Source organism: Streptomyces sp. NPDC048172 (genome assembly GCF_043202595.1).
In the GTDB taxonomy this organism is placed as follows: Bacteria; Actinomycetota; Actinomycetes; order Streptomycetales; family Streptomycetaceae; genus Streptomyces.
This window is the reverse complement of the sequence record NZ_JBIDAT010000004.1, coordinates 307,419-329,382: the sequence shown is the minus strand read 5'-3', so window position 1 is coordinate 329,382 and position 21,964 is coordinate 307,419. Positions and strand designations below refer to the sequence as shown.

General features: G+C 73.1%; 21 protein-coding genes. 9 read left to right on the top strand and 12 right to left on the bottom strand.

Annotation, left to right across the window (positions count from 1 at the left end):
• Nucleotides 1-425: 425 nt before the first annotated feature.
• From ACGF3A_RS19245 to ACGF3A_RS19230, 4 genes are all read right to left on the bottom strand, one after another.
• Nucleotides 426-1,328 (bottom strand): carbohydrate ABC transporter permease, encoded by a 903-nt coding sequence (locus ACGF3A_RS19245; protein ID WP_393731290.1) that lies wholly within the window; start codon nt 1,326-1,328, stop codon nt 426-428.
• Complete coding sequence (locus ACGF3A_RS19240; RefSeq protein ID WP_393731288.1) at nt 1,325-2,146, bottom strand: carbohydrate ABC transporter permease; 822 nt, start codon at nt 2,144-2,146, stop codon at nt 1,325-1,327. The genes ACGF3A_RS19245 and ACGF3A_RS19240 overlap by 4 nt, the downstream gene beginning before the upstream one ends.
• Nucleotides 2,143-3,540 (bottom strand): ABC transporter substrate-binding protein, encoded by a 1,398-nt coding sequence (locus ACGF3A_RS19235; RefSeq protein ID WP_393731286.1) that lies wholly within the window; start codon nt 3,538-3,540, stop codon nt 2,143-2,145. The genes ACGF3A_RS19240 and ACGF3A_RS19235 overlap by 4 nt, the downstream gene beginning before the upstream one ends.
• A gap of 177 nt (nt 3,541-3,717) precedes the next feature.
• Nucleotides 3,718-4,641, bottom strand: a complete 924-nt coding sequence (locus ACGF3A_RS19230; protein WP_393731284.1) for a helix-turn-helix transcriptional regulator — start codon at nt 4,639-4,641, stop codon at nt 3,718-3,720.
• 125 nt (nt 4,642-4,766) lie between these two features.
• Here ACGF3A_RS19230 and ACGF3A_RS19225 point away from each other — a divergent pair, with 125 nt between their 5' ends.
• Complete coding sequence (locus ACGF3A_RS19225; RefSeq protein WP_393731282.1) at nt 4,767-6,203, top strand: MFS transporter; 1,437 nt, start codon at nt 4,767-4,769, stop codon at nt 6,201-6,203.
• 341 nt (nt 6,204-6,544) lie between these two features.
• Here the strand turns inward: ACGF3A_RS19225 and ACGF3A_RS19220 are convergent, their stop codons facing one another.
• The 5 genes from ACGF3A_RS19220 to ACGF3A_RS19200 form a co-directional block, all read right to left on the bottom strand.
• Nucleotides 6,545-7,117 (bottom strand): hypothetical protein, encoded by a 573-nt coding sequence (locus ACGF3A_RS19220; protein WP_393731280.1) that lies wholly within the window; start codon nt 7,115-7,117, stop codon nt 6,545-6,547.
• Nucleotides 7,107-8,876 (bottom strand): alpha/beta fold hydrolase, encoded by a 1,770-nt coding sequence (locus ACGF3A_RS19215; RefSeq protein WP_393731278.1) that lies wholly within the window; start codon nt 8,874-8,876, stop codon nt 7,107-7,109. Before ACGF3A_RS19215 ends, ACGF3A_RS19220 begins: the two co-directional genes overlap by 11 nt.
• A 190-nt stretch (nt 8,877-9,066) precedes the next feature.
• Nucleotides 9,067-9,255, bottom strand: coding sequence for a hypothetical protein (locus ACGF3A_RS19210; RefSeq protein WP_393731276.1), 189 nt, complete (start codon nt 9,253-9,255; stop codon nt 9,067-9,069).
• 116 nt (nt 9,256-9,371) lie between these two features.
• Nucleotides 9,372-9,623 (bottom strand): hypothetical protein, encoded by a 252-nt coding sequence (locus ACGF3A_RS19205; protein ID WP_393731274.1) that lies wholly within the window; start codon nt 9,621-9,623, stop codon nt 9,372-9,374.
• Nucleotides 9,620-10,294: a SigE family RNA polymerase sigma factor gene (locus ACGF3A_RS19200; RefSeq protein WP_393731272.1), complete on the bottom strand. Its 675-nt coding sequence runs from the start codon at nt 10,292-10,294 to the stop codon at nt 9,620-9,622. Before ACGF3A_RS19200 ends, ACGF3A_RS19205 begins: the two co-directional genes overlap by 4 nt.
• 143 nt (nt 10,295-10,437) lie before the next feature.
• Between ACGF3A_RS19200 and ACGF3A_RS19195 the strand changes: the two genes are divergently transcribed.
• From ACGF3A_RS19195 to ACGF3A_RS19180, 4 genes are all read left to right on the top strand, one after another.
• On the top strand, nt 10,438-10,926 hold the full coding sequence (locus ACGF3A_RS19195; RefSeq protein WP_393731270.1) for a glutathione peroxidase: 489 nt from the start codon (nt 10,438-10,440) through the stop codon (nt 10,924-10,926).
• Between the two features lie 49 nt (nt 10,927-10,975).
• The gene (locus tag ACGF3A_RS19190) at nt 10,976-11,959 is read left to right on the top strand and encodes an urea transporter (protein WP_393731268.1); all 984 of its coding nucleotides are present in this window, start codon (nt 10,976-10,978) and stop codon (nt 11,957-11,959) included.
• Nucleotides 11,960-12,033: 74 nt separating this feature from the next.
• Nucleotides 12,034-12,822: a thioesterase II family protein gene (locus ACGF3A_RS19185; protein WP_393731266.1), complete on the top strand. Its 789-nt coding sequence runs from the start codon at nt 12,034-12,036 to the stop codon at nt 12,820-12,822.
• A gap of 32 nt (nt 12,823-12,854) precedes the next feature.
• Nucleotides 12,855-14,609 (top strand): fatty acyl-AMP ligase, encoded by a 1,755-nt coding sequence (locus tag ACGF3A_RS19180; protein ID WP_393731264.1) that lies wholly within the window; start codon nt 12,855-12,857, stop codon nt 14,607-14,609.
• Between the two features lie 469 nt (nt 14,610-15,078).
• Here the strand turns inward: ACGF3A_RS19180 and ACGF3A_RS19175 are convergent, their stop codons facing one another.
• From ACGF3A_RS19175 to ACGF3A_RS19165, 3 genes are read right to left on the bottom strand one after another with little or no spacing between them, the layout of a single operon-like run.
• Nucleotides 15,079-15,468 (bottom strand): YrdB family protein, encoded by a 390-nt coding sequence (locus tag ACGF3A_RS19175; RefSeq protein ID WP_393731262.1) that lies wholly within the window; start codon nt 15,466-15,468, stop codon nt 15,079-15,081.
• Complete coding sequence (locus tag ACGF3A_RS19170; RefSeq protein ID WP_393731260.1) at nt 15,465-15,983, bottom strand: SRPBCC family protein; 519 nt, start codon at nt 15,981-15,983, stop codon at nt 15,465-15,467. Before ACGF3A_RS19170 ends, ACGF3A_RS19175 begins: the two co-directional genes overlap by 4 nt.
• A gap of 11 nt (nt 15,984-15,994) precedes the next feature.
• Entirely contained in the window at nt 15,995-17,500 is a 1,506-nt protein-coding gene (locus ACGF3A_RS19165; RefSeq protein WP_393731258.1) for an MFS transporter, read from the bottom strand.
• A 109-nt stretch (nt 17,501-17,609) separates the two neighbouring features.
• On the opposite strand from ACGF3A_RS19165, the gene ACGF3A_RS19160 reads away from it, so the two are divergent.
• The 4 genes from ACGF3A_RS19160 to ACGF3A_RS19145 all read left to right on the top strand — a co-directional run bounded on the left by ACGF3A_RS19160 (nt 17,610) and on the right by ACGF3A_RS19145 (nt 21,790).
• Entirely contained in the window at nt 17,610-18,650 is a 1,041-nt protein-coding gene (locus ACGF3A_RS19160; RefSeq protein ID WP_393731256.1) for a ketoacyl-ACP synthase III family protein, read from the top strand.
• Nucleotides 18,651-18,718: 68 nt separating this feature from the next.
• Nucleotides 18,719-20,251, top strand: a complete 1,533-nt coding sequence (locus ACGF3A_RS19155) for a class I adenylate-forming enzyme family protein (protein WP_393731891.1) — start codon at nt 18,719-18,721, stop codon at nt 20,249-20,251.
• Nucleotides 20,244-21,521, top strand: coding sequence for a type III PLP-dependent enzyme (locus ACGF3A_RS19150; protein WP_393731254.1), 1,278 nt, complete (start codon nt 20,244-20,246; stop codon nt 21,519-21,521). Before ACGF3A_RS19155 ends, ACGF3A_RS19150 begins: the two co-directional genes overlap by 8 nt.
• The gene (locus ACGF3A_RS19145; RefSeq protein WP_393731252.1) at nt 21,518-21,790 is read left to right on the top strand and encodes an acyl carrier protein; all 273 of its coding nucleotides are present in this window, start codon (nt 21,518-21,520) and stop codon (nt 21,788-21,790) included. The genes ACGF3A_RS19150 and ACGF3A_RS19145 overlap by 4 nt, the downstream gene beginning before the upstream one ends.
• The last annotated feature ends 174 nt before the right edge of the window (nt 21,791-21,964 follow it).

Sequence of the window (21,964 nt, the reverse complement as noted above, 5' to 3'; positions counted from 1 at the left end):
CGCCCCGCCTGAGCGGATGTCCCAAGCGCAGAAGGGAGGAGTGGGGGTGCGCCCCGCCTGCGCGGATGTCCCAAGCGCAGAAGGGAGGAGCGGGGGTGCGCCCCGCCTGCGCAGATCTCCCAAGCGCAGAAGGGAGAGGTGGGGCGTGCCCCGCCTGCGCGGGTGGCCCAAGCGCAGCAAGCGGAGAAACAGGGCTTGCCCCTTCAGGGGCGCGGGGAACTGCGCGACAAGCCACGACGCGGCGGTAGTCCGCGATGGGCGGTCGGGGGCAGTTGGGTCCCGGCGGTGCTGCACAGGGGTGGTCGGCGGAGCAGGGGTGGGGCAGGAGCGCCCCGCCAGGGGCGCGGGGAACTGCGCGGCTAGCCACGGTGTAGGCGCGGTCTGCGGTGTGCGGCAAGGGGCACCCCCTTTTCAGCGGAGGAGGGCTAGTTCGTGGCGTTCTCGGAGGCCTTGTACGCCCTCAGGTAGAGGCGGGCTCCGGCTACCAGGAGGATCGCTACGCAGACCGCCAACGCAGAGGCGAGGCCCAAGTCCTGGTCCGCGAAGGCGAGCTTGCGGATCTCCAGCGGCACCGTGGTGGACGTGTCCATGGGGCCGCCGCCCGACAACAGGTACGGCAGGTCGAAGTCGTACGCGGTCCAGATCGTGCGCATGAGCATCGCCACGATCAGGGCAGGGGCGATCCACGGCAGCGTGACGTAGCGGAAGACTCCGAGGCGGCCTGCGCCGTCCAGCGATGCCGCCTCCTTCAGCTCGCCCGGCAGCGTCTGGAGGCGGGCCAGGACGACGATGACGATGAACGGCACGTACTTCCAGCAGTTCACGGCGACCAGCGCGCCCATCACCGTCGCCGGGTCGGCGAAGGGGTTGGTGAGGGAGTCGCTGAGGCCGAGCGTGCGGAGGACGTAACCCGCCATGCCCGAGGTGTCGTTGAACGCGAAGCGGAAGACCATCGCGGCGACCACGGCGGGGACGACGTACGGGAAGAGGATGAGGCCGCGTGCCAGCGTCTGGCCGCGCAGGCCCGCGTTGAGGAGGAGGGCGATGCCGACCCCCGCCACCGCCTGGACCACCACGTTCCCGGCGACCCACAGCACGCTGCGGGCGAACGCGCCGCGTACGGCCGGGTCGTCCCACAGGCGGCGGTAATTGTCGAGGCCGAGGAAGGTGTGCTCGCGGGTGAGGAAGTCGACGTGGAAGAAGCTGTCGAAGACCGAGGCGAGGAAGGGGTACACGGCGAAGACCAGGAGCAGCAGAAGGGCCGGGAGCAGCATCAGCGTGCCCAGCGTGCGGTCCGAGAGGCCCCTGCGGGGCGTGGACGGTCTCACTTCACGGCCCCCTGACCTATGCCGCCGACGAGGAACTTCTGTACGAACACGAAGAGCACCAGCACCGGTGCGACGACGATGAGCGCGGCGGCCATCAGCACGCCCCACGAGTAGACGCTCGTCTGGTCCATGAGCAGGGAGAGGCCGGGGCTGAGCGTCAGCTTCTCCGGGTCGGCCATCAGCGTGGAGGCGAAGAGATACTCGCTCCAGGCCGCGTTGAAGGCGAAGACGGCCGTGGCGACCATCCCCGGCACGGACTGCGGCAGCACGACCCGTACGAAGGCGCCGAAGCGGGTGCAGCCGTCGACCATCGCCGCGTCCTCCAGCTCCACGGTCAGCCCGTGGAAGTACGAGCGCAGCGTCCACAGCGCGAAGGGCAGCAGCGTCGCCGTGTAGATGACGATCAGCGCGGCCAGGTTGTTGGCGAGCCCGAAGCGGGCCACGAGCTGCGAGACCGGCACCAGCACCAGGATCGGCGGCACCAGGTACGCGAAGAGGGACAGCTCCCCGACCCAGCGCAGCCCCGGGATGCGGAACCGTACGAGCGCGTATGCGGCGCAGGTGCCGAGCAGCACCACGAGCACCGTCGAGGACGCCGCCACGATCAGTGAGTTGGTCAGGTACGTGCCGAACTGCGAGATCTCGAAGAGCGTCCGGAAGTTGTCGAGCGTGAGGTCGTGCGGGAGGAAGGTCGGGGGGTAGGCGATGATCTCCTGGTCCGGCTTGAGGGCCGTGAGCACGATCCACAGCAGGGGGAGATCCGCGATCACGACGACCGCGACGAGCGCCGCGTACTGCGCGGCTCGTACGAGCGTCATGCGGCGGGCCTCCACTCCGGGTTGGCCTTCCGCCAGTCGCGGGCCGCGAAGGAGAACTGTTCGACGGCGCGGCGCCACGCCCGTTCCGGGTCGTCGCCGCGCAGCAGGATCGACTGCACCATCGTCGCGTCGGCCGGGGGCGGGGCCCACGCCTTGCCCGCCCAGGGGCAGGGGTTGGAGAGCTTCCCGTCGTACCGCCCGTCGACGACCGAGCCCATGGCCATGTCGGGGCTGAGCGCGTGCGGGACGAGGTCGAGGATCGTACGGACCCAGTCGCCGTGCTTGCGCAGGTACGGGTCCTCCGAGGTGCCGATCTCCGCGCGGAGGCGCGCCTTGACGGACTTCAGCGGCGGGACGAGGTGGCCGGGGACGGTGAGGGAGAACTTCAGCGCGTTCTCGCCGGTGGTCAGCTCCTGGAGGAAGGCGCGGGCCTCGCGTCTGTGGCGGGTGTGCGCGAAGACGCTGTACTGGTTCTTGCCGCCGTATGCCAGCCGTCCCGTGCGGAACGGGCCCGCCGGGACCGGGAGTACGCCCGTGGCCTCGGCGACCTCGGGGTTCTGCGCGGCGAGGTTCACGCCGAGGCGCCCGGCCATGGTGGCGAAGGCGGCCTTGCCCGAGATGTACGTGTTCATGAGGTCGGGGTAGTTGGTGTTGTACGCGCCCTTGCGGCCGTACCGCATGATCGCGACGTGCCGCTTCACCCCGTCGAGCACCTCGTCCTTGCCGAACAGCACCTCGCCGTCGGGCCCGTAGTAGTCCCAGCCCGCCTGGTAGACGTAGGGCGCGAGGAACTGGGTGGTCATCCCCGGGGTGTTGCCCGCGCCGGAGGAGATGCCGTCGACGCCGTCACGGCCGTGCAGTTCGCGGACGGCGCCGAGGAAGGCGCCGTAGCTGCGGGGCGGGTCGATGCCCGCCTTGTCGAGCAGGTCCCTGCGGTAGTAGAGGACGGACGCGTTGGCCTGGAACGGCATCGCGTACTCCTCGCCGCCGTGCGGGACGAGGGTGCCGGGCAGGAAGTCGTCCCGGCCGATCTCCTCGATCATGCCGGTGAGCGGCAGCAGATAGCCCTTCACGGCCCAGTCGAGGATGTTCGCGGCCGGTGGCGCGAAGACGCCGATGTCGGTGCCGGTCTGCATGGCCGACTGGAGGTACTGGAGCTGGTTCTCGTCCGAGTAGAGCGTCATCTTCACGGTGACGCCGGGGTGCTTCCGCTCGAACCTCCTGATCACGGAGCGGTAGAAGGCGAGCGACTTGGGGTCCGACTCGGTCGTGTAGAAGGGCACGACCTTGCCGTCGGAGGCGGATCCGGTGCCGCAGGACGACAGGAGTGCGGCACCGGAAGAGGCGGCGGCCAGCGACAGCAGGCCGCGCCGCGATACGCGGGCGGAGGGCATGACGGTCCAGGGGGAGGGTGCTGCGTGGGCGAGCGGGGAACGGGGGAGGTGCCCCTCAACATCCCGTGCTGGTGGACCGCCGCAGGTCGAGGTACCGGCGCTGGGTGAGACGCAGAGTCGTCGTCACGGCCGCCCCCCTCGGACTCGGATCCTTGTGCGATACAGGTGGCCGGAAAGTTATGCCGTGGGTCCGTCCGCTGTCAAAGTGAAAGCGTCCTCGGGACTGGCCATGTCGAGCAGCAGCATCGCGTCATGGTCGGGGGTGCCGGGCGACGCCTGGTAGGCGACGACGCGCTGGCCGTCCGTCCGGGAGAGGGTCATCACCTCGTACGTGAGCGACATCTCACCGACGTCCGGATGCTGGAACACCTTCAGGCCGCCGCCGCGCGCCGCCACCTCGTACTTGGCCCAGATCCGGGCGAAGTCCGGGCTCTTCATCACCAACTCGCCGACCAGCGCCGCCAGCTCCGGCTGGTCCGGGTCGGCACCGCCGACCGCGCGCAGATGGGCGACGCTGTGATGGGCCATGTCCTCCCAGTTCCGGTAGAGGACGCGGCCTTGGGGGTGCAGGAACATGTACCGCGTGACGTTCCTGCGGTGCGGCGGCCACTCGTCCATGCCGGGCAGCAGGCGGAGCCCGGGGCCGTTCGCGGCCAGCAGGTCGTTGATGCGGCTGACGGCGTACGCCGGGGTGGGGCGCAGCGACTCCAGGAGCTGGACGACGGACGGCCGGACCGTACGGCTGATGGGCACCGGCTCCCGCTCCGTGGCGCACGCGGCGAGAGTGGCCAGCTCGCGCAGCCGCTGGAGCGCGTCGCCGTAGAGCTGGAGGGCACGGCCCAGCGCGGCCACGACGGGCGGGCTGGGGCGGGTCTCGCGGCCCCGCTCCAGCCGCGTGTAGTAGTCGACGCTGACCCCGGCCAGCGTCGCCAGCTCCTCGCGCCGCAGCCCGGGGGTGCGGCGGATGCCGGTGCCGGTGGGAAGGCCGACGTCCCCGGGCCGTACGCGGGCGCGGCGGGCACGCAGGAAACGGCCCAGCTCCGTGCCCTCGCTGCCGCCGCCGTTGGTGCCGCCGCCGTTGGTGCTGGCTTCGGTGCTCATCGGTCCATTGTCCCAGGAGAGGCGGGGGACGGGAGGGCCGTGAGGGGCCCTGTCACACCCTGGCACGGCACTCCCCGGAAGAGCGCGGTCTGCCGCCGGGGCCCGGCCTCGGCGATCGTTCCGGCATGCCCACGAGAACACTTCCCGCCCCTGCGAAACCGTCGACGTCACCCTCGCGAGCCCCGCGAGTCCCGCGCGGGGAGAGGGCGTCGCTGCCCGCGCTGCTCGCCGCGCTGCTGGGCTTCTTCGTCATCACCGTCGACGTCTCCGCCGTCAACATCGCCCTCCCCGCCGTCGGGGACGGGCTGCACGGCGGGATGGCGGGGCTCCAGTGGGTCGTGGACAGCTACACGCTGATGTTCGCCGCGCTGATGCTCTCCGCCGGTTCGCTCTCCGACCGGATCGGCGCCCGGCGCGCGTACGGCTGGGGGCTGGGCCTCTTCACCGCCGCCTCGCTGGCATGCGGGCTCGCGCCGACGATGGGCGCGCTGATCGCGGCCCGCGTGGCGCAGGGCGCGGCGGCGGCCGTGATGCTGCCGACCTCGCTCGCGCTGATCCGCCAGGCCTACGCCGAGGCCGGGGAACGCGCCCGCGCCATCGCACTGTGGACGGCCGCCGGAGCGGTCGCGCTGGCCGCCGGGCCCGCGCTGGGCGGACTCCTGACCTCGGAACTGAGCTGGCGCGCGGTCTTCTTCATCAACCTGCCCGTGGGCCTCCTCGGCCTGGCGCTCCTCGCGCGCGTGACCCGCTCGCCGCGCCGCCCCGCGCCGCTGGACGTACGGGGGCAGCTCGCGGCGGTGGCCGGGCTGGCGGCACTCACGTTCGCGGTGATCGAGGGCGGCCACGGGGGCTTCGCGCGACCGGCCGTGCTGGGCTCGCTCGCGCTGGCGCTCGCCGCGGGCATCGCGTTCGTGGCCGTCGAGGCGCGGGCCGCGGGGCCGATGGTGCCGCTCGCCCTCTTCCGGCGGCGCGCGGTCGCCGTACCGGTGACGATCGGCTTCACGCTCAACGCCGCGTTCTACGGGGCGGTCTTCCTGCTCGGCCTCTACTTCCAGCAGGTGCGCGGGCTTTCGCCGGTCGCGGCCGGTGCGACGTTCGTGCCGATGGCTGCCGCGACGACCGTCACGAACGTGGCCTCACCGCGGCTCGCCGCCCGCTTCGGTGCCCGGGCCGTGATCGTCGCGGGCCTGCTCACCCTCGCGTCCGGCGTCGCGGGCCTGGCGGCGACGGGCCCGGGAACGCCGCCCGTCACGGTCGTCGTCCTGCTGATGGTGCCGGTGGGGGTCGGCGGGGCGCTGGCGATGCCGTCGCTGACGTCGCTCATGCTCGACAGTGTCGCCGCCGAGCGGGCGGGGACGGCTGCCGCCGTCCTCAACACCTCCCGCCAGACCGGCGGCGCGCTCTCCGTCGCCCTCTTCGGCACGCTCGTCGCCCGCAACTTCCCTTCAGGCATGCGCCTGAGCCTCCTCTTGGCCGCCGCCCTGCTCACCACAGCCGCCCTCCTGACGACCACAACCCTCCAGAGCCGCCGGCCGGCGGCGGGGCTCGCCCCTTCTCCCTAGGGGCGCGGGGCTGTGTCTGATTTGCGGCTCCGCCGCGTGGGCGCGCCCGGTCACGACGCCTCGGGGCTTGCCCCTGTTCCCTCAGGGGCGCGGGGCTGTGTTTGATGTGCGGCTCCGCCGCGTGGGCGCGCCCGGTCACGACACCTCGGGGCTTGCCCCTTCTCCCTAGGGGCGCGGGGAACTGCGCGACAAGCCACGACGCGGCGGCAGTCCGCGAAGCACAGCCCGGGGCACCCCGAACCCGGCTCTATCGCCGGAGCACCCGGCGTGGGGGGCTGCGCTTGCCAACCCTGCGCCTTGCGCAGACTTCCCAAGCTCAGAGGGGCGGAGGGAGGAGACGCTCAGGGTTTTTGGGGGTGGAGGGGGATGAAGGCTGAGGTGAAGAGGTAGGAGGGCTCCTCCTCGTTGTCGTAGCCTCCGTCTTGGGCTACCAGGAACTGGAAGCCCCGGGGGAGGGGCCGGCCCAGTCGGCGGTGTTCGGCGCGGAGCTCGTGCTCGACGTGCCCGGCGAGGAGACGGTACGGCACCGTGTCGGAGACCTTCGCGCGGGGCTCGTTCATGAGGGTGACCGTCTGGGACATCAGGTCGAAGAAGCCCTTGTCCTGGCGGCGGGTGGGGAACCACAGGGCCTGCGTCCAGCGCCGCCGCGCCATCGGCATCGCCTCGCGCCACGCCGTCTCGTCGCCGTCCGCGTCGAGCGAGCGGTGGAAGAGGCGGTAGTCCTGCTGGGCCGGATTGGGCGCGAAGAAGCGCCAGTCGGGGATGCCGAGGCCGATCCAGTCCAGGTGCCGGACGCGGTCGAAGTTCGTACGGTCCGGGTGCTGGCTCAGCGCCGTGACCGTGAACCAGGCCGCGAGCGCGGTGGCCGCCGCCACTCCCGCCGGGCCCAACGCGGGGTTGTTCTCAGTGGCCATGCTGTGTCACTCCCTCCACGAACGCCAGCAGCTCCGTCGCCACCCGCTCCGCGCACGCCGGGTGCGCGAGGATGTCCTCGTGTGCCGCGTCCTCGACCGTCGTGTGCGTGGCGCGCGGTGCGGAGGCCGCGAACTCCTTCTGGAGCCGGGCGTGTTCCGCGTCCTTCTCCACCGCGTGCTGCGCGCTGAGCACCAGCACGGGGGAGCCGACCTTGGGCAGCTCACCCTCGTAGCGGTAGAAGTCCTCGCGGGCCGCGAGCCATTCGCGGCGCAGGGCCGCCGCCTGGCCCGGGTCGCGGTAGCCCGCGAGGGCCAGCTTCCGTACGTGCGCGGGCAGCAGCTCCGCCCACTCGGGCGCGATCCGCTGCAGCCCGAGGCCGACGCGGAGCGAGAACTCGGCCTTGGGCAGCTCGCGCGCGAGGGCGAGTTCGCCGGTGCGCTGGCGCTCGGAGGCGAGCAGCTCGCCCGGGTGGCTGGAGTCGACCAGGCACAGGGCCCGGATCCGCTCGCCGCCCAGCCGCGCGGCCGTCCGCCAGACCAGGTGTCCGCCGAGCGAGTGGCCGGCCAGGATCACCGGGCGGTCCGGGGCCACGTGGGCGAGGAGGTCTTCCAGATCGCGTTCGGCCTCGGCCAGCCGGTAGTGGCTCTCGTCGGCGTACGTACTGCGCCCGTACCCGGCGCGGTTGTACGTGATCACCGGGTGCCGGGACGCGACGCGCGCGACGACGCGCTCCCAGTGCTCCATCGTCGCGCCGAGCCCGTTCTCGAAGACGAGGACCGGGCCCATGCCGGAGTCCACGCCCACGCGGCGGAAGGAGAGCTCGTTCCCCGAGGACGCCGTGAACGCCTCCTCGTCCCCGCGCCCCGCCCGTACGACCGCGCGCCGCCGCTGCTTGGAGACGGCCAGCGCGAGCCCCGCCGCCGCGGCCGTACCGGCGCAGAGCGCGGGGAAGAGGTCGTCGCGCCGTTCCGTACGGCCGTCCGGCAGCGGCTTCTCGCGCGCGCCCGTCACGTACAGCACGGCCGGATGCATCGCGCCGAACGCGCTGAGGAAACGGCCGAGCGCCATCAGCCGCGCGTTGGCGAGGTGGAAGGCGTCGGCGGCGGCCACGTACGGCTTGGCGAGCCGCCCGCCGAAGAGGAAGACTGCCGGGTACGTGCACTCCATGACGAGTGTGGCCAGTCCGAGGGCCCGCGCGACGCGGGGGTGGCGGCGGAGCAGGCGCCAGGTGCGCTCGTCGCCGTACGTCACCGTGCGCATGATGCCTTGGAGCGCGTCGCCGTCGCGCCACAGGGGCCCTGCCAGCTTGACGTAACCGGACGCCGCGTAGTTGAGGACCGACTGCAGCGCGACGAACCAGAGGCAGGCGTCGGCCAGGCGCGGGTTGCGGCCTGTACGGGCGAGCGTCGCGGAGGTCTGGACGAGCCAGGAGACCTGGTCGGCGCCGTCGGTGCCGAAGTGGTGGCGGGGGTGGAGGACGAGGTCGATCCCGGAGAGCGCCGCGTTCGCGGCCAGCCGCGTGCGCCGCGAGGTCGGCGCGAGGAGCGAGAGGGCGGCGCCGACGGCCACGACGTGCAGGGCCCGCGTCACGGCGGGGCGGGAGACGGCGTCGAGCACGGCACGGGTGGGCTTCGAGCGGGCCGCGTAGCTGTCGCGGACGACGGACCAGTCGTTGAGGCCGCCGGGGCGCCGGTGCCGCTCCGTCGCCAGATACTCCAGGCTCGCCACCAGATGCGTGGCGGCGCTGAGCCTTTCCATCGACGTGAGGGCCTTTTCCCTGCCGAGCGAGGAGGGGGAGAAGAAGGAACGCAACACCGAGCGTATGCGGGGCTTGCGGGGCATGGGGGGAATGCCTTTCGGGAAAGGGCGCGGGCGGGAGAACAACACCGGCAAGAGTTGGGTTTCCCGCCCGCGCCCTGCTAAAGGACTACGCGAGGCTCAGCGGTTCTCAGTCGTTCGCGTAGTTGTACGCGCTCACGCCCGCGCCCGCCGCGCCGAGCGTGGCCAGGGCCACGAACGCCGGGGTCGAGGCGATCGGCGTACCGGTGAGGGCGAATTCCGCCTCGGCGTGCTCGGTCAGGTCGCCGAAACGGGCGGAGGAAACCTCGTTGATGTGTTCCAGGGTCTTGTTCGCCATGAACTCTTTCCCTTTCTACCATCCGTTGAACGGGCGCTTGTCGCCCGCTCTTCTGGCACACGTCCGTCCGCCCCCGGAAGGTGAGTTCCGTGGTCGCCGGGCGTGAATCTGTGGAATTACCTCGCGGGGCCGGAGCCGGGGCCCGAGTCGTCCTCCGTGGTGTCACGGCGGGGGAGCAGGAGCAGGCAGAGCGCCAGCGTCGCCAGCACGGCCCCCGTCACCGCGAGCACGGTGCGCCGGACGTGCCGGGTGCCCCAGCGCCGCGCCGCGGGCGGCGCGCCCGGCGGCAGGGACTGCGGGGTGATCAGATCGGCGCGCGCGTCGAGCGCGGCCCGCAGCCGCTCCTCCACCCCGGGCCGCCGCGTCACGGCCCGTCCTCCAGCAGCCTCTCCAGGGCGTCCAGCGCGCGGCTCGCCGTGGATTTCACGGTGCCGCGCGACAGGCCCAGGGCCTCCGCTATCTGCGCCTCGGTCATGTCGGACCAGTAGCGCAGGACCAGTACCTCACGCTGCCGCCAGGTGAGCTTCATCAGCGCGTCCAGCACCTGCCGGTGCTCCTCGGCGAGCAGCAGCCGCTCGTCGACGGGCGCGCCGTAACCCTCGTGGGGCGGGATGTAGGCGCGCGCCGTACGGCGCCGCCGCAGCACCGAGCGCGCCGCGTTGACGACGGCGGTGTGCAGGTACGAGGCGGCGTCCTGGAGGTCGTCCAGCGCCGCGCCGTGCCGTCGGCAGACCGCCGCGAAGGCGTCCTGCACGACGTCCTCCGCGGTGTGCCGGTCGTCGACGAGGAAGACCGCGAGCCGCACCATGTCCAGCCGCCGCGCCTCGTACAGATCGGCCAGGCTCTGCCGTCCGCCGTCCCGTCCCGCCGCGCGTTCGGCACGCCGTGACTCCCGTACGGGCGGCGGTGCGGCGGGACGCGGGCGGGGGCGCCGGAGGAGCCGGAACGGCCGGGAGATGACCCGCGGGGTGTCCGCCGCCGTCAGGGGCATCACCGCGGCGTGCGGTGCTGCTCCCAGCATGACGTATGTGGGCTGCATCTCCCTCGTCCACCTCATCCGACATCGCTCGCCGTTGTCGCCCGCCTACACCCCACAAGACGTGCGGCCCCGGCGGGGGTTGCGGGTCAGGTGAAGAAAGTTTCCTAACACCTGTCCGAGGGGGCGCCGGTTAGCATCCGGGCATGAGCATTCACGAGGTAGAGATCGCGTCCCTGACCGGCGGCCCCGCGCGGCTCGCACAGTACGAGGGCAAGGCCGTCCTGGTCGTCAACGTCGCCTCCCGCTGCGGGCTCACCCCGCAGTACGCGGGCCTGGAGAAGCTGCACGAGCGGTTCGCGGACCGGGGCTTCACCGTCCTCGGCGTCCCCTGCAACCAGTTCATGGGCCAGGAGCCCGGCACGTCCGAGGAGATCGCCGAATTCTGCTCGGCGACGTACGGGGTGACGTTCCCGATGACCGAGAAGGTGGAGGTCAACGGGGAGGGACGGCACGCACTGTACGAGGAGCTGACGGGGACGGCGGACGCGGAGGGCCACAGCGGGGACATCCGGTGGAACTTCGAGAAGTTCGTCGTGGACGGCCAGGGCAATCCGGTCGCCCGGTTCGCCCCGCAGACCGAGCCGGACGCTCCGGAGGTCGTCGCGGCGATCGAGGGCGCGCTGCCCCGCTGATCCCCGGGCCGCCGACCACCGGCGGCGTACACAGTTGTACGTTGCACCTATGACCCGTACCGCGCCCTGGGCCGTGCCCACCCCCGCTCTGGCCCGGCGGCAGCCGGTCCGCTTCTGCTTCGAGGTGCTGCGCGGCATCGCGCAGGTCGACTTCATGCCGAACGCGGCGTGCGGCGCGTTCTTCGTCGCGGCCCTCTTCGCCTCCGGCTGGCAGTACGGGCTCTACGGGATCGTGGGGACGGCCGTCGGCACGGCCGTGGCCCACGGGCTCGGCGTCGACCGCGAGCGGATCGGCGCGGGCCTGGAGGGCTTCAACGGCTGCCTGGTCGCCGTCGCCTTCGCCGTCTTCCTCGGCCCGGGGCACGCCTCGACCTGGGCCATGGCGCTCGGCGGCGCCGTGGTCGCCGCCGTCGTCACCGGGGCGCTCGTCAATCTCCTCAAGCCCTGGGACCTGCCGACGTTCACGCTGCCGTTCTGTCTGATCGCGAGCGTCGTCACCATCGCGGCGCCCGGCTTCCAGCGGATCTGGCACGAGGGCTCCTCGCTCTCCGCGCTGCCCCGCACCGCGCACGGCGACGCCGCGCTGAACTGGGGCGACCTCGCGCACGCCTTCTTCGCCAACGTCGGCCAGATCTTCCTGATGCCGCAGTGGTACGTGGGCGTGATCTTCCTGATCGGGATCTTCGTCGCCGACCTGCACGCCGGGTTCACCGCCTGCCTCGGCAGCGCCGTCGGCACCGCCACCGCCTGGGCGCTGGGCGCCCCGGCCACCGGCGTCGTCGAGGGGCTGCTCGGCTACAACGCGGTGCTCGTCGCCATGGCGCTCGGCAGCGTCTTCCTCGCCCGCGGGCCCTGGACGCTGGTCTACGCGGCCGTCGGAGCCGTCGCCTCGACCGTACTGACCGTCGCCGTCACCTCGTTCTTCTCGCCCTTCGGGGGCCACACGCTCACCTGGCCGTACATCCTCACCACGCTCGTCTTCCTCGTCGCCGTGCCCTCCTTCCCCCGGCTGCGCGGTTTGGCGGCGGTTTAGCGGGACACGGCACGCTGCCGCTGCGCGCGCGACGGCAAGGGACGCGTACGCCGGACGAGGACGAGCGGAGCGCCATGACTCGATATCTGCCCTGGAAGAGCGGCGAGGCGCCGGAGCCGGGCGTGCCCCGGCTGCTGTGCTTCCCGTACGCGGGCGGCGGCGCCTCCGCGTACGGCCGCTGGCAGCGCGAACTCGACGCGCACGGAGCCGGGGTACGGGTCGTGCCCGTCCAGCTCCCCGGCCGGGAGGGGCGGATGACGGAGCCCCGGTTCACCGACCTCGACGAGCTGGTCGACGACATGAGCGACCAGCTGGAGGAGGAGCTGGAGCAGCCGCACGTGCTCTACGGGCACAGCATGGGCGCCCTCATCGCCTACGCCCTCGCCCAGCGGCGGCAGCGCGAGGGCACGCTGATGCCCCGCGCGCTGGTCCTCAGCGCCTACCGCGCGCCGCACCTGCCGCCGCCCCGTATCGCCGCGCCCGGCGCCAGCGACGAGGAGCTCGTCGCCAGCCTCGCGCAGCTCGGCGGCATCCCGGCGCCGCTGCTCAAGCACCCGGACTTCCTCTCCGCGCTGATGCCCGTCGCCCGCGACGACCTGCGGCTGTGCAACGGCTACGCCTCCGTCCTCTACGACGAGCCCCTCCGCGTCCCCATGCACCTCTTCGCGGGCGAGGAGGACAAGCTGGTGACGGTGCCCGAGGTGCTGGCCTGGCGCCGGTACGCGGCACGCGGCTGCGAGGTCCGCACCCTGCCGGGCGACCACTTCTTCATCCGTTCCGCCGAGGAGGACTTCCTCGGCGAACTCGGCTCGCTGCTGCGGCAGTACGCCTACGAGCCGGTGCTCGCGGGCGTAGGAGTCTGAGCCGACCGCGACCGACGAAAGGACGCACGCGCATGGTGCGAGCGGAGTCGTGCACGTTCACCGACCGGTTACGGGCGCGCGTGGACGCGCGCGGCGACGCCGAGGCGTACGTCTTCCTGCGGGACCAGGGAGCGGCCGGGCTCGCCCCCGAACATCTCACCTACGCCGCGCTCGACGAGCAGGCCAGGGACATCGCCTCGCTGCTCCGGGCCCGTGGCCTCGCCGCCCGGCAGGTGCTGCTCCTCTACCCCTCCGGGCTGCCCTTCGTCGCGGCCTTCGCCGGCTGCCAGTACGCGGGTGCCGTCGCGGTGCCCGCGCCGCTGCCCGCCGGGCGGGGCCAGCACTTCCAGCGGCTCTCGCGCATCGCCGCCGACGCCGAGGTCGGCCTCGTCCTCACGACCTCCGCGCACGCGGCCCTCGTGGAGAGCTGGCTCGCGGAGGCGGAGGGGCTCGACGGGCTCACGTACGTCGTGACGGACGAGGGGCCCGTCGGCGACGCGGCGTCCTGGCGCGCGCCGGAGCTCACGCCCGACGCGCTCTCGTTCCTCCAGTACACCTCGGGATCGACCAGCGAGCCCAAGGGCGTGATGGTCTCGCACGCCAACCTCGTCGCCCAGGGCGACGCGCTGGCCCGCTCGATGGGCTCCGACGCGGACTCCGTCTTCGGCAGCTGGCTGCCGATGTACCACGACATGGGGCTCATCGGGCACGTCCTCCAGCCCCTCCAACTCGGCGCGCGCGCCGCGCTGATGGCCCCCGGCACCTTCCTCAGCCGCCCCGTGCGCTGGCTGGAGATGGTCACCGAGCACCGCGTCACGGACGGGGGAGCGCCCAACTTCGCGTACGACGCCTGCCTGCGCCGCATCCGCGACGAGGAGCTGGCCGGGCTCGACCTGTCGACCTGGCGCGCGGCGTGCAACGGCGCCGAGCCCGTGCGCGCCGACACCGTCACCGCCTTCGTCGCCCGCTTCGGGCCCGTCGGCTTCCGCCCCGAGACGTTCTTCCCCTGCTACGGCATGGCCGAGGCCACGCTGCTGGTCTCCGGCACGCCGAGGGAGAGCGCGTCCGTGATCCGTACGGTGGACGCGAGGTCTCTGGAGCGAGGCTCGCTCGCTGCCCCCTCCTCCGGGGCCGCCACGCGTGAGCTGGTGAGCAGCGGCATCGTGCGTGCCCAGGACTTCGAGGTGCGCGTGGTGGACCCCGAGAGCCGCAGGCCGCTGGCCGACGGCAGGGTCGGCGAGATCTGGCTCGCCGGGACCAGCGTCTGCCGGGGCTACTGGGCGCGGGCGGAGCAGAGCGCGGAGGTCTTCGGGGCGAGCCTGGAAGGCACGGGCGCGGACCGTCTCTGGTTGCGCAGCGGAGACCTGGGCGCTTACGTGGACGGCGAACTCTTCGTCACCGGGCGGCTGAAGGAGATGATCCTCATCAACGGCCGCAACGTCTATCCGCACGACGTGGAGGCCGTGGCCCGCGAGGTGGACGCCTCCCTGTGCACGGGGGCGGCGTTCTCCGTGCCCGGCGCGGACGGGCGTGAACGGCTCGTTCTGGTCCAGGAGATCAAGGGCTCGGCCGCCGATCTCGATCGTGCGGCGCTTGTCCGGCGCCTCCAGAAGGCGGTCAACGGCGAGTTCGGCGTGCCCCTCGGTCTTGTCGCCCTGGTCCGTCCGGGCACGGTCCGTCGCACCACCAGCGGCAAAATCCAACGCCGCCTCATGAGGACCCTCTACGAAGAAGGCTCCCTCCCCCTCCTCCCCGGCACCCTGCCGGCCCCGTCTCCCAGCGATTAGGGCGCGACCGTTCACGACACGTCGGGGCTTGCCCCTGTTCCCTCAGGGGCGCGGGGCTGTGTTTTTTTGCGGCTCCGCCGCGGGGCGCGACCGGTCACAACGCATCGGGGCTTGCCCGATTAGGGGCGCGGGGAACTGCGCGCCAAGCCACGACGCACTCGCAGCCCGCGATGCACAGCCCGGGGCACCCCGAACCCGGCTCTTTCACCGGGGCACCCGGCGTGGGGGCTGCGCTTGCCAACCCTGCGCCTTGCGCAGACTTCCCAAGCTTCGCAGGGCCGGAGGGAGGAGCGCAGGCCTGCCAAGCGCTGTGGGGTGGAGGGCGAAGCAGGACGTGGCCCGGTAGGGGCGCGGGGAACTGCGCGATCAGGCACGACGCGGGGGCGGCCCGCGAAGCACAGCCCGGGGCACCCCGGGCGCGGCTCTTGTGCGCGGGGCACCCGGCATGGGGCCAAGCGCATGGGTGGCGTCAATGGGAGAGGAGCCAGGCTATGCGGTCGTAGGCGGCTATCTGGTAGGCGATCATGACGATCAGGGACCATTTGGCGACCCGCCTGATCTGCATATGGTAAAGCGTGGCCACCGCCCCGAAGAGGACCGCCAGTTCGAGCAGGAGGCGTAAGGGGCCCGGCGTCTCGTAGTCCGTCTCGCCGGAGCGGGACTCGTCGCCGGAGACGGCGAAAGAGCCCCAGGCCCAGCCGACCGCGACCGGCAGCGCGATGGCGGCAAGGAGGCGGGCCGGCCACGGCCCCGGCGTCTTGCGCCAGCCCCAGAGGGCGAAGCAGCCCAGGGCGAAGAGTTCCAGGAGGAAGCGGATTCCTAAGAGGACCGGATTGTTGGCCAGGGCCAGTTGGATCATGACGGGCTTGCCTCCGTAGTGGTCTTGAGCGCGGTCAGCCAGGACTCCAGGACCCGCTGGAGCTTCTCGCTGCCGAAGTACAGGGCCACGAACGGGCCCCCGATGGACTCCTCGGACTCGACTTCCGTGCCTCCACCGGATTCCTGGAGGCGGAAGCGGTGCACTGCCCTCGTCCCCGCCAGCAGGCCCGTCCAGCACAGCTCGCGGCCCGGGTCGACCACGGCGAGCGTCGAACGGATGCGGGTGCCGTTCAGTTTCCAGCGGAACGCGGCGTCCGGGGCGACCCCGGAGGGCCCCAGGCGTACGTAGGCGACGCCCGGCACCCACTCCGGCCAGCGCGGCAGAGCGGAGAGGCGGGCCCAGACCGCTTCCGGGGGCGCGGCCACGTGGATGCCGCTGACCGCGCGCACGGGGGCCGAGGTGTCGATGACGCCCCGCTTCGCGTACCGCTCGTGCAGCGTCTCGTGGGACGGGCCCCGGTAGAGGGCCCGGCTCAGGAGCGAGGGCTCGGACATGGCGTACCGCCTCACCTCGTGGATGCCCAATTCTCCGAGTCTTCTACGGGAGGGCTAGAGCCCTGGTGGAGCGCGGGCGGGAACGGTTCACGCCGGGGACCGGGGAGGAGCAGGGCCGCGGCTGCCGCGCCCGCCAGGACCAGCGCGGCGGCGACCGCGAAGCCCGCCGAGGCCGCCTGCTCGAAGGCGTCGCGCGCCCCCGGCGTGCGGGGCGGGTGCATGCTCTCCGCCGTGCCGTGGGTGTAGCGGCGGGCCAGCACGGTGCCGACGACGGCGACGCCCAGCGCGTTGCCCAGCTCCTGCATCGTGTCGTTGAGCGCCGCCGCGTTGCCCGAACGGTCCGGCGGCACCAGCAGCATCACCGTGTCCGTCGCCGGGGTCAGGGCGAGGCCGACGCCCACCCCGCAGAGTGCGAGCCCGCACAGCAGCACCGGGTAGCCCGAGGCCGAGCGGGTCAGGACGAGGATGCCCGCCGCCGCGCAGGCCAGGCCCGCCGCGACGCCGCCGCGCGGCCCCGTGCGGCGGGCCAGCGCGGGGGAGAAGGCGGAGCCCGCGCCGACCGCCACCGCGAGCGGCGCCAGGGCGAGGCCCGCCTTCAGCGCGCCGTAGCCCATGGCGAACTGCATCTGCTGCGTGAGCACGAACAGCGTGCCCGCCAGCCCCAGGAACAGCAGCATGTTGCCCGTACTCGCGCCCAGGAACGCGGACTTGCGCAGCAGCGCGAAGTCGACCATCGGCGCCGGGTGCCGCCGCTCCCAGGCCACGAAACCGGCGCCGCCGCCAGCCGCCACGGCGAACGCGCCCAGCACCGGGCCGGACGTCCAGCCGCTGCCCGAGGCGTGGATGACGCCGTAGACGAGGCCGACCATCGTCGCCGAGCCCAGCAGCGCGCCCACCGGGTCGGCCGGGCGCGGGACCTTCGCGGCCGACTCCGGCAGCAGCGCGGCCCCCGCGACCAGTACGACGGCCACCGGCAGCAGATTGACGAGGAAGACCGAGCCCCACCAGAAGTGGTTGACCAGCACCCCGCCCAGCACCGGGCCCGCGGCGACGCCGAGCGCCGAGGCGCTGCCCCAGACGGCGATGGCCCGGGGCCGTTCGCGCGCGGGGAAGACGTCGACCAGGATCGAGAGCGTGCCCGGCATCACGCATGCCGCCGCCGCGCCCATCAGGCCGCGCGCCAGCGTCAGCTGGGTCGCGCCCTCGGCGGTGACCGCCACCAGTGAGCCCAGCCCGAAGACCACCGTGCCCAGCAGCGTCGCGCGCTTGCGCCCGTAGCGGTCCGAGAGCGTCCCGGCGGTCAGCAGGCACGCGGCGAAGACCAGCGCGTAGCCGTCCACGATCCACTGGGTCCTGGTGATGCCGGTGTCCAGGTCCCGCATGATGCGCGGGATGGCCACGTTCAGCAGGCCGTTGTTGAGGATGATCATGAACAGGGCGAGCGAGAGCACCGCCAGCACCCACCACCGCCGGGGGTGGCCCACGTCCGCTTCCAGTTCCGCATCCGGTGTCCGCATGCCGCGATGCTCGGAGCCACGGCTTTAGCCAAGCCAAAGCCCCCGCGCCGACGCTGCCAGTCGGCAGACCCGGCGACGAGGGAGGAACATGCGCTGGCAAGGCGTTCACGTGGCGGGGACCGGCGTCTGGCTGCCCGGACCCGTCACCGCGTGGTCCGCCGTGGAGGCGGGCGACTACGACCCCGAACAGCACGCGGCCGACGAACTGATCGCCGTCCGGGTGGCGTCGGACGACGTCGCGCCGCCCGACATGGCCGTGCACGCGGCCGTCGCCGCGGTCAAGCGCGCCGAGTCCGCGGGCCTCGACCCCGAGGGCGTGGGCCTGCTGCTGCACACCAGCATCTGGTTCCAGGGCGTGGAGATGTGGCCCGCGGCCTCCTACGTCGCCGGGCACGCGCTCGGCAGCTCCGTGCCCGCGCTCGGCGTGCGCCAGGAGTGCAACGCGGGCGTCGGCGCGCTGGAGATCGCGGCGGGACAGCTCGCCGCGGGACTCGCGGGCGAGGCGGCCATGGTGACCACGGCCGACCGCTTCGGCGAGCCCATGATCCGCCGCTGGAGCAGCGAGCCCGGCTTCGTCTACGGCGACGGCGGCACCGCCGTCCTGCTCTCCCGGCGCTCCGGCTTCGCCACGCTGCTGTCCACGGCGACCGGCGTGGACAACACCCTGGAGGCCGTGATGCGCGGCTCCGGCTTCCGGCCGGTGCCCACCCGCGAACCCCTCGACCTCAACGGGCGCGTGGCGCACTACATGAAGCACCACGGCGGCATGCGCCGCGCGAGCACGCGCGTCGCGGGCATCGTGCGCGAGACCGTCGGCACAGCCCTCGCCGACGCGGGCGTCGCGCTCGACGAGATCACCCGCATCGTGGTCCCCGCCAGCGGCCGCAGCCGCATGGACTGGCAGGCCCAGCAGGTGCTCGACATCCCGCTGGAGCGCTCCTCCTGGGAGTTCGCGCGGCAGGTCGGACACCTCGGCGCCGGCGACCAGTTCGCCGGGCTCAACCACCTCGTGGAGCACCGCCACCTGCGCGCCGGGGACACGGTGCTGCTCGTCGGCGGCGGCTCCGGATTCAGCTGCACCTGCGCCGTGCTGCGCATCGATGACGAACCCGACTGGACGCCCGTCGGGATCGGGGAGGTCAGGCAGTGACCATCGCATTCGTCGCCGAGAACACCGGCGCACGGGAGAACGGCCACCCCGAGGGGAGCCCCGCCGCCGTGGCCACGGCCGTCGCCGCGCCCCGCGTCGAGAACGCCGCCGAGGTCTTCCTCGGCCGCGCCGCCGCCCTCCACCCCTCAGCGCCCGCCGCCCGCGACCGCGCGGGCGAGTGGACGTACGCGACGCTCGACGCCGCGTCCCGCACCTTCGCGCTCCGCCTCGCCGAGTACGGCGTGCGCCCCGGCGACCGGGTGCTGGCGCGGACCGGCAGCGTCCGCGAGTTCCTCGCCGCGCTCTACGGCACCTGGCGGCACGGCGCGGTCTTCGTGCCCGTCAGCCCCGCCATGAAGACCTTCCACCTGCGGGCCGTCCTGGAGGACGCCGCGCCCGCGCTCGTCCTCACCACGCCCGAGGAGCGCGAGGGCGTGGACGAGCTGCGCTGGCCGGAGAGCTGCCGCGCCGCCGTGCTGGACGAGATCGACCTCACCTGGCCGGGCCCCGAGGACCCGCCCGAGGACCCGGCGCCGCCCGTGCCCGCCGACCGGCTGGCGCTGCTCATCTACACCTCCGGCTCGACCTCCGCGCCCAAGGCCGTGGCCTGCCCGCACGCGCCGGTCGCCTTCGCGGCCCGCGCCATCGCGGCCCGGCTCGGCTACCGCCAGGACGACGTCGTCCTCACCGCCGTCCCGCTCTCCTTCGACTACGGCCTCTACCAGGCGCTGCTGTGCGCCCTGTCCGGAGCCGAACTGCTGCTCTCCGACGCCGACAGCCACGCGCGGCTGCTCGGCTACGCGAGGGAGAACGGCGCCACCGTCGTGCCCGTCGTCCCCTCGCTCGGCGAGCTGCTCGTCAAGCTCACCGCCCGCGACCGGCGGCGCACCCGCATCCGCCTCTTCACCAACACGGGCGCCGCGCTGGGCGCCCCGCTGATCGCCTCCCTGCGCGAGGCGTTCCCCGGCGCCCGTGTGGCCCCCATGTTCGGCACCACCGAGTGCAAGCGCATCACCATCCTGGAGCCCGACGGCGACATCGGCCGCCCCGGCTCGGTGGGCCCCGCGCTGCCCGGCACGGAGGTGCTGATCCTCGACGACGAGGGCGGACGGCTCTCCCCGTACGAGATCGGCGAGATCGCCGCGCGCGGCCCGCACGTCATGGCCGGGTACTGGCGCGCCCCCGAGGCCACAGCCCAGCGCTTCCGCCCGGGGGCCGACGGCCAGGTCGTGCTGCACACCGGCGACTACGGCTGGCTGGACGAGGACGGCCACCTCTACTTCCAGGGCCGCCGCGACGACCTGTTCAAACGGCGCGGCCTGCGGATGAGCGCCATCGAGATCGAGGCGGCGACGCTCGACATCGACGGCGTGCGCGCCGCCTCGCTCCTCGTACCCGAGGAGGGCCGCGACATGGTCCTGTTCACGGTCGGCGAGCTGACCGGCGAACAGGTGCGGGCACGGCTCGCCGAACGGCTGGAGGACGCGAAGGTCCCCGACGACTGCCACGTCCTCGACGCGCTGCCGCTGACCCCCAACGGCAAGACCGACCGCAAGCGGCTCAAGGCGCTGCTGAAGGAGTGGGAGGAAGCGGATGCCTGACACCGCCCCGCCGGAGTGGGACGAGGAGCTGCTCGCCGAGTACGGCAGCCCGCTCTACGTCTACGACCTGCCCGCCGTCCGTACGGCCTGCCGCGAGCTGCGCGCCTCCCTGCCCGAACCCGCGCGCCTCTACTACTCGCTCAAGGCCAACCCGCACCCCGCGCTCGTCGCCGCGCTCCGTGCGGAGGGCGCCCGCGCCGAGATCACCTCGCGCGGCGAACTGGCCTCGGCCCTGAGCGCGGGCTGCCCGCCCTCCGAACTCCTCTACTCGGGCCCCGGGAAGACCCCCGGCGAACTCGACGAGGCGATACGCGCCGGAGTCCGCTCCTTCTCCGCCGAATCGGCGGGCGACCTGGCGCGCATCGGCGCCGCCGCGGCGGGCGAGGGCGCCGAGGCCCGGTGCGTGCTGCGCGTCAACGCGGCCGGAGCGCCGGGCGGCGCGGGCCTGCGCATGACGGGCAGCTCCTCGCAGTTCGGCTTCGACGAGGACGTCCTGCTGGACGCCGCGGAACGCGGCCTCCTCACCCCGCCCGGCACGCGCGTCGTCGGCCTGCACTTCTTCCCGCTCACGAACGCGCGGGACGAGGCGGGCCTCGCGGCGGAGCTGGTCCAGAGCGTCCACACGGCAGCCCAGCTCCGCGACCGCCTCGGCCTCGACCTCCAACTGGTCGACCTGGGCGGCGGATTCGCCGCGCCCTACGCCGTGCCGGGGGAGCGCCCCGTCTACGGCGGCCTGCGCGCGGTCGTCTGCGCGGCCCTGGACGAATGGCTCCCGGGCTGGCGCGACGGCACCCCCGTCGTCGCCTTCGAGTCCGGCCGCCACCTGGTGGGCGGCGCCGGGCGGCTGCTGTGCACCGTGACGGACGTCAAGCGCAGCCGCGGCGCGGACTTCGCGGTGCTCGACGCCGGGATCAACCACCTCGGCGGCCTCTCGGGCCTGGGCCGCCTCCTCCCGATGTCGGCCCGCCCGTTGCGCCCGGCGGGCGCGGAGGCCACCCAGCGCATCACCCTCGCAGGCCCCCTGTGCACCCCGGCGGACCTGCTGGGCCGCCAGGTCGAGATCCCGGGCGGGCTGCGCCCCGGCATGGTCCTGGCCTTCCCCAACGTCGGCGCGTACGGCCTGTCGGCCAGCCTGCTCGGCTTCCTGGGCCACCCGGCTCCGGCGGAGGTCGTCACGGACGTCACGGACGGCGAACGCGGCGTGGTCTCGGCGACCCGCCTCACCCTGGAACGGTCCGAGATCCGAACGAAGGAGCGAGTACGCGCATGAGTGAGCAGCAGTGGGATGAGCGCTTCGTGGAGGTGCTGGTGGGGGCGTTGCCCCGGCTGGCGGAAAAGGGCGAGTTCGGGCCCGACACGCGCCTCAAGGCGGCGGGCCTCGATTCGCTGGCCATGGTCGAACTCCTGGTCCGCGTCGAGACGGCCTACGACATCGTCGTCCCCGACAACGAACTGGCCCCCGACGTCTTCGAAACCCCCGCCAAGCTTTGGTCCCTGATCGCCGGTCTACGCACCCGGCAACTCGCCCCGGACTCCTAGAGGCGCCAACACGCCGAGCCCCCTCACACCAGGGCTTGCCCCTGTTCCCTCAGGGGCGCGGGGCTGTGTCTGTTTTGCGGCTCCGCCGCGGGGCGCGACCGGTCCAAGACTTTTGGGCTTGCCCACTCAGGGGCGCGGGGAACTGCGCGCCAAGCCCCGACGCGGGCGCGGCCC

Excerpts from the sequence above, each read along its gene's own strand:
- ACGF3A_RS19200 (WP_393731272.1), bottom strand. The coding sequence starts at position 10,294 with ATGCAGCCCACATACGTCATGCTGGGAGCAGCACCGCACGCCGCGGTG.
- ACGF3A_RS19150 (WP_393731254.1), top strand. The coding sequence starts at position 20,244 with ATGCCTGACACCGCCCCGCCGGAGTGGGACGAGGAGCTGCTCGCCGAG.
- ACGF3A_RS19190 (WP_393731268.1), top strand. The coding sequence starts at position 10,976 with ATGACCCGTACCGCGCCCTGGGCCGTGCCCACCCCCGCTCTGGCCCGG.
- ACGF3A_RS19185 (WP_393731266.1), top strand. The coding sequence starts at position 12,034 with ATGACTCGATATCTGCCCTGGAAGAGCGGCGAGGCGCCGGAGCCGGGC.
- ACGF3A_RS19170 (WP_393731260.1), bottom strand. The coding sequence starts at position 15,983 with ATGTCCGAGCCCTCGCTCCTGAGCCGGGCCCTCTACCGGGGCCCGTCC.
- ACGF3A_RS19165 (WP_393731258.1), bottom strand. The coding sequence starts at position 17,500 with ATGCGGACACCGGATGCGGAACTGGAAGCGGACGTGGGCCACCCCCGG.
- ACGF3A_RS19230 (WP_393731284.1), bottom strand. The coding sequence starts at position 4,641 with ATGAGCACCGAAGCCAGCACCAACGGCGGCGGCACCAACGGCGGCGGC.
- ACGF3A_RS19180 (WP_393731264.1), top strand. The coding sequence starts at position 12,855 with ATGGTGCGAGCGGAGTCGTGCACGTTCACCGACCGGTTACGGGCGCGC.
- ACGF3A_RS19210 (WP_393731276.1), bottom strand. The coding sequence starts at position 9,255 with ATGGCGAACAAGACCCTGGAACACATCAACGAGGTTTCCTCCGCCCGT.
- ACGF3A_RS19195 (WP_393731270.1), top strand. The coding sequence starts at position 10,438 with ATGAGCATTCACGAGGTAGAGATCGCGTCCCTGACCGGCGGCCCCGCG.
- ACGF3A_RS19235 (WP_393731286.1), bottom strand. The coding sequence starts at position 3,540 with ATGCCCTCCGCCCGCGTATCGCGGCGCGGCCTGCTGTCGCTGGCCGCC.
- ACGF3A_RS19240 (WP_393731288.1), bottom strand. The coding sequence starts at position 2,146 with ATGACGCTCGTACGAGCCGCGCAGTACGCGGCGCTCGTCGCGGTCGTC.
- ACGF3A_RS19225 (WP_393731282.1), top strand. The coding sequence starts at position 4,767 with ATGCCCACGAGAACACTTCCCGCCCCTGCGAAACCGTCGACGTCACCC.
- ACGF3A_RS19220 (WP_393731280.1), bottom strand. The coding sequence starts at position 7,117 with ATGGCCACTGAGAACAACCCCGCGTTGGGCCCGGCGGGAGTGGCGGCG.
- ACGF3A_RS19215 (WP_393731278.1), bottom strand. The coding sequence starts at position 8,876 with ATGGAAAGGCTCAGCGCCGCCACGCATCTGGTGGCGAGCCTGGAGTAT.
- ACGF3A_RS19145 (WP_393731252.1), top strand. The coding sequence starts at position 21,518 with ATGAGTGAGCAGCAGTGGGATGAGCGCTTCGTGGAGGTGCTGGTGGGG.
- ACGF3A_RS19175 (WP_393731262.1), bottom strand. The coding sequence starts at position 15,468 with ATGATCCAACTGGCCCTGGCCAACAATCCGGTCCTCTTAGGAATCCGC.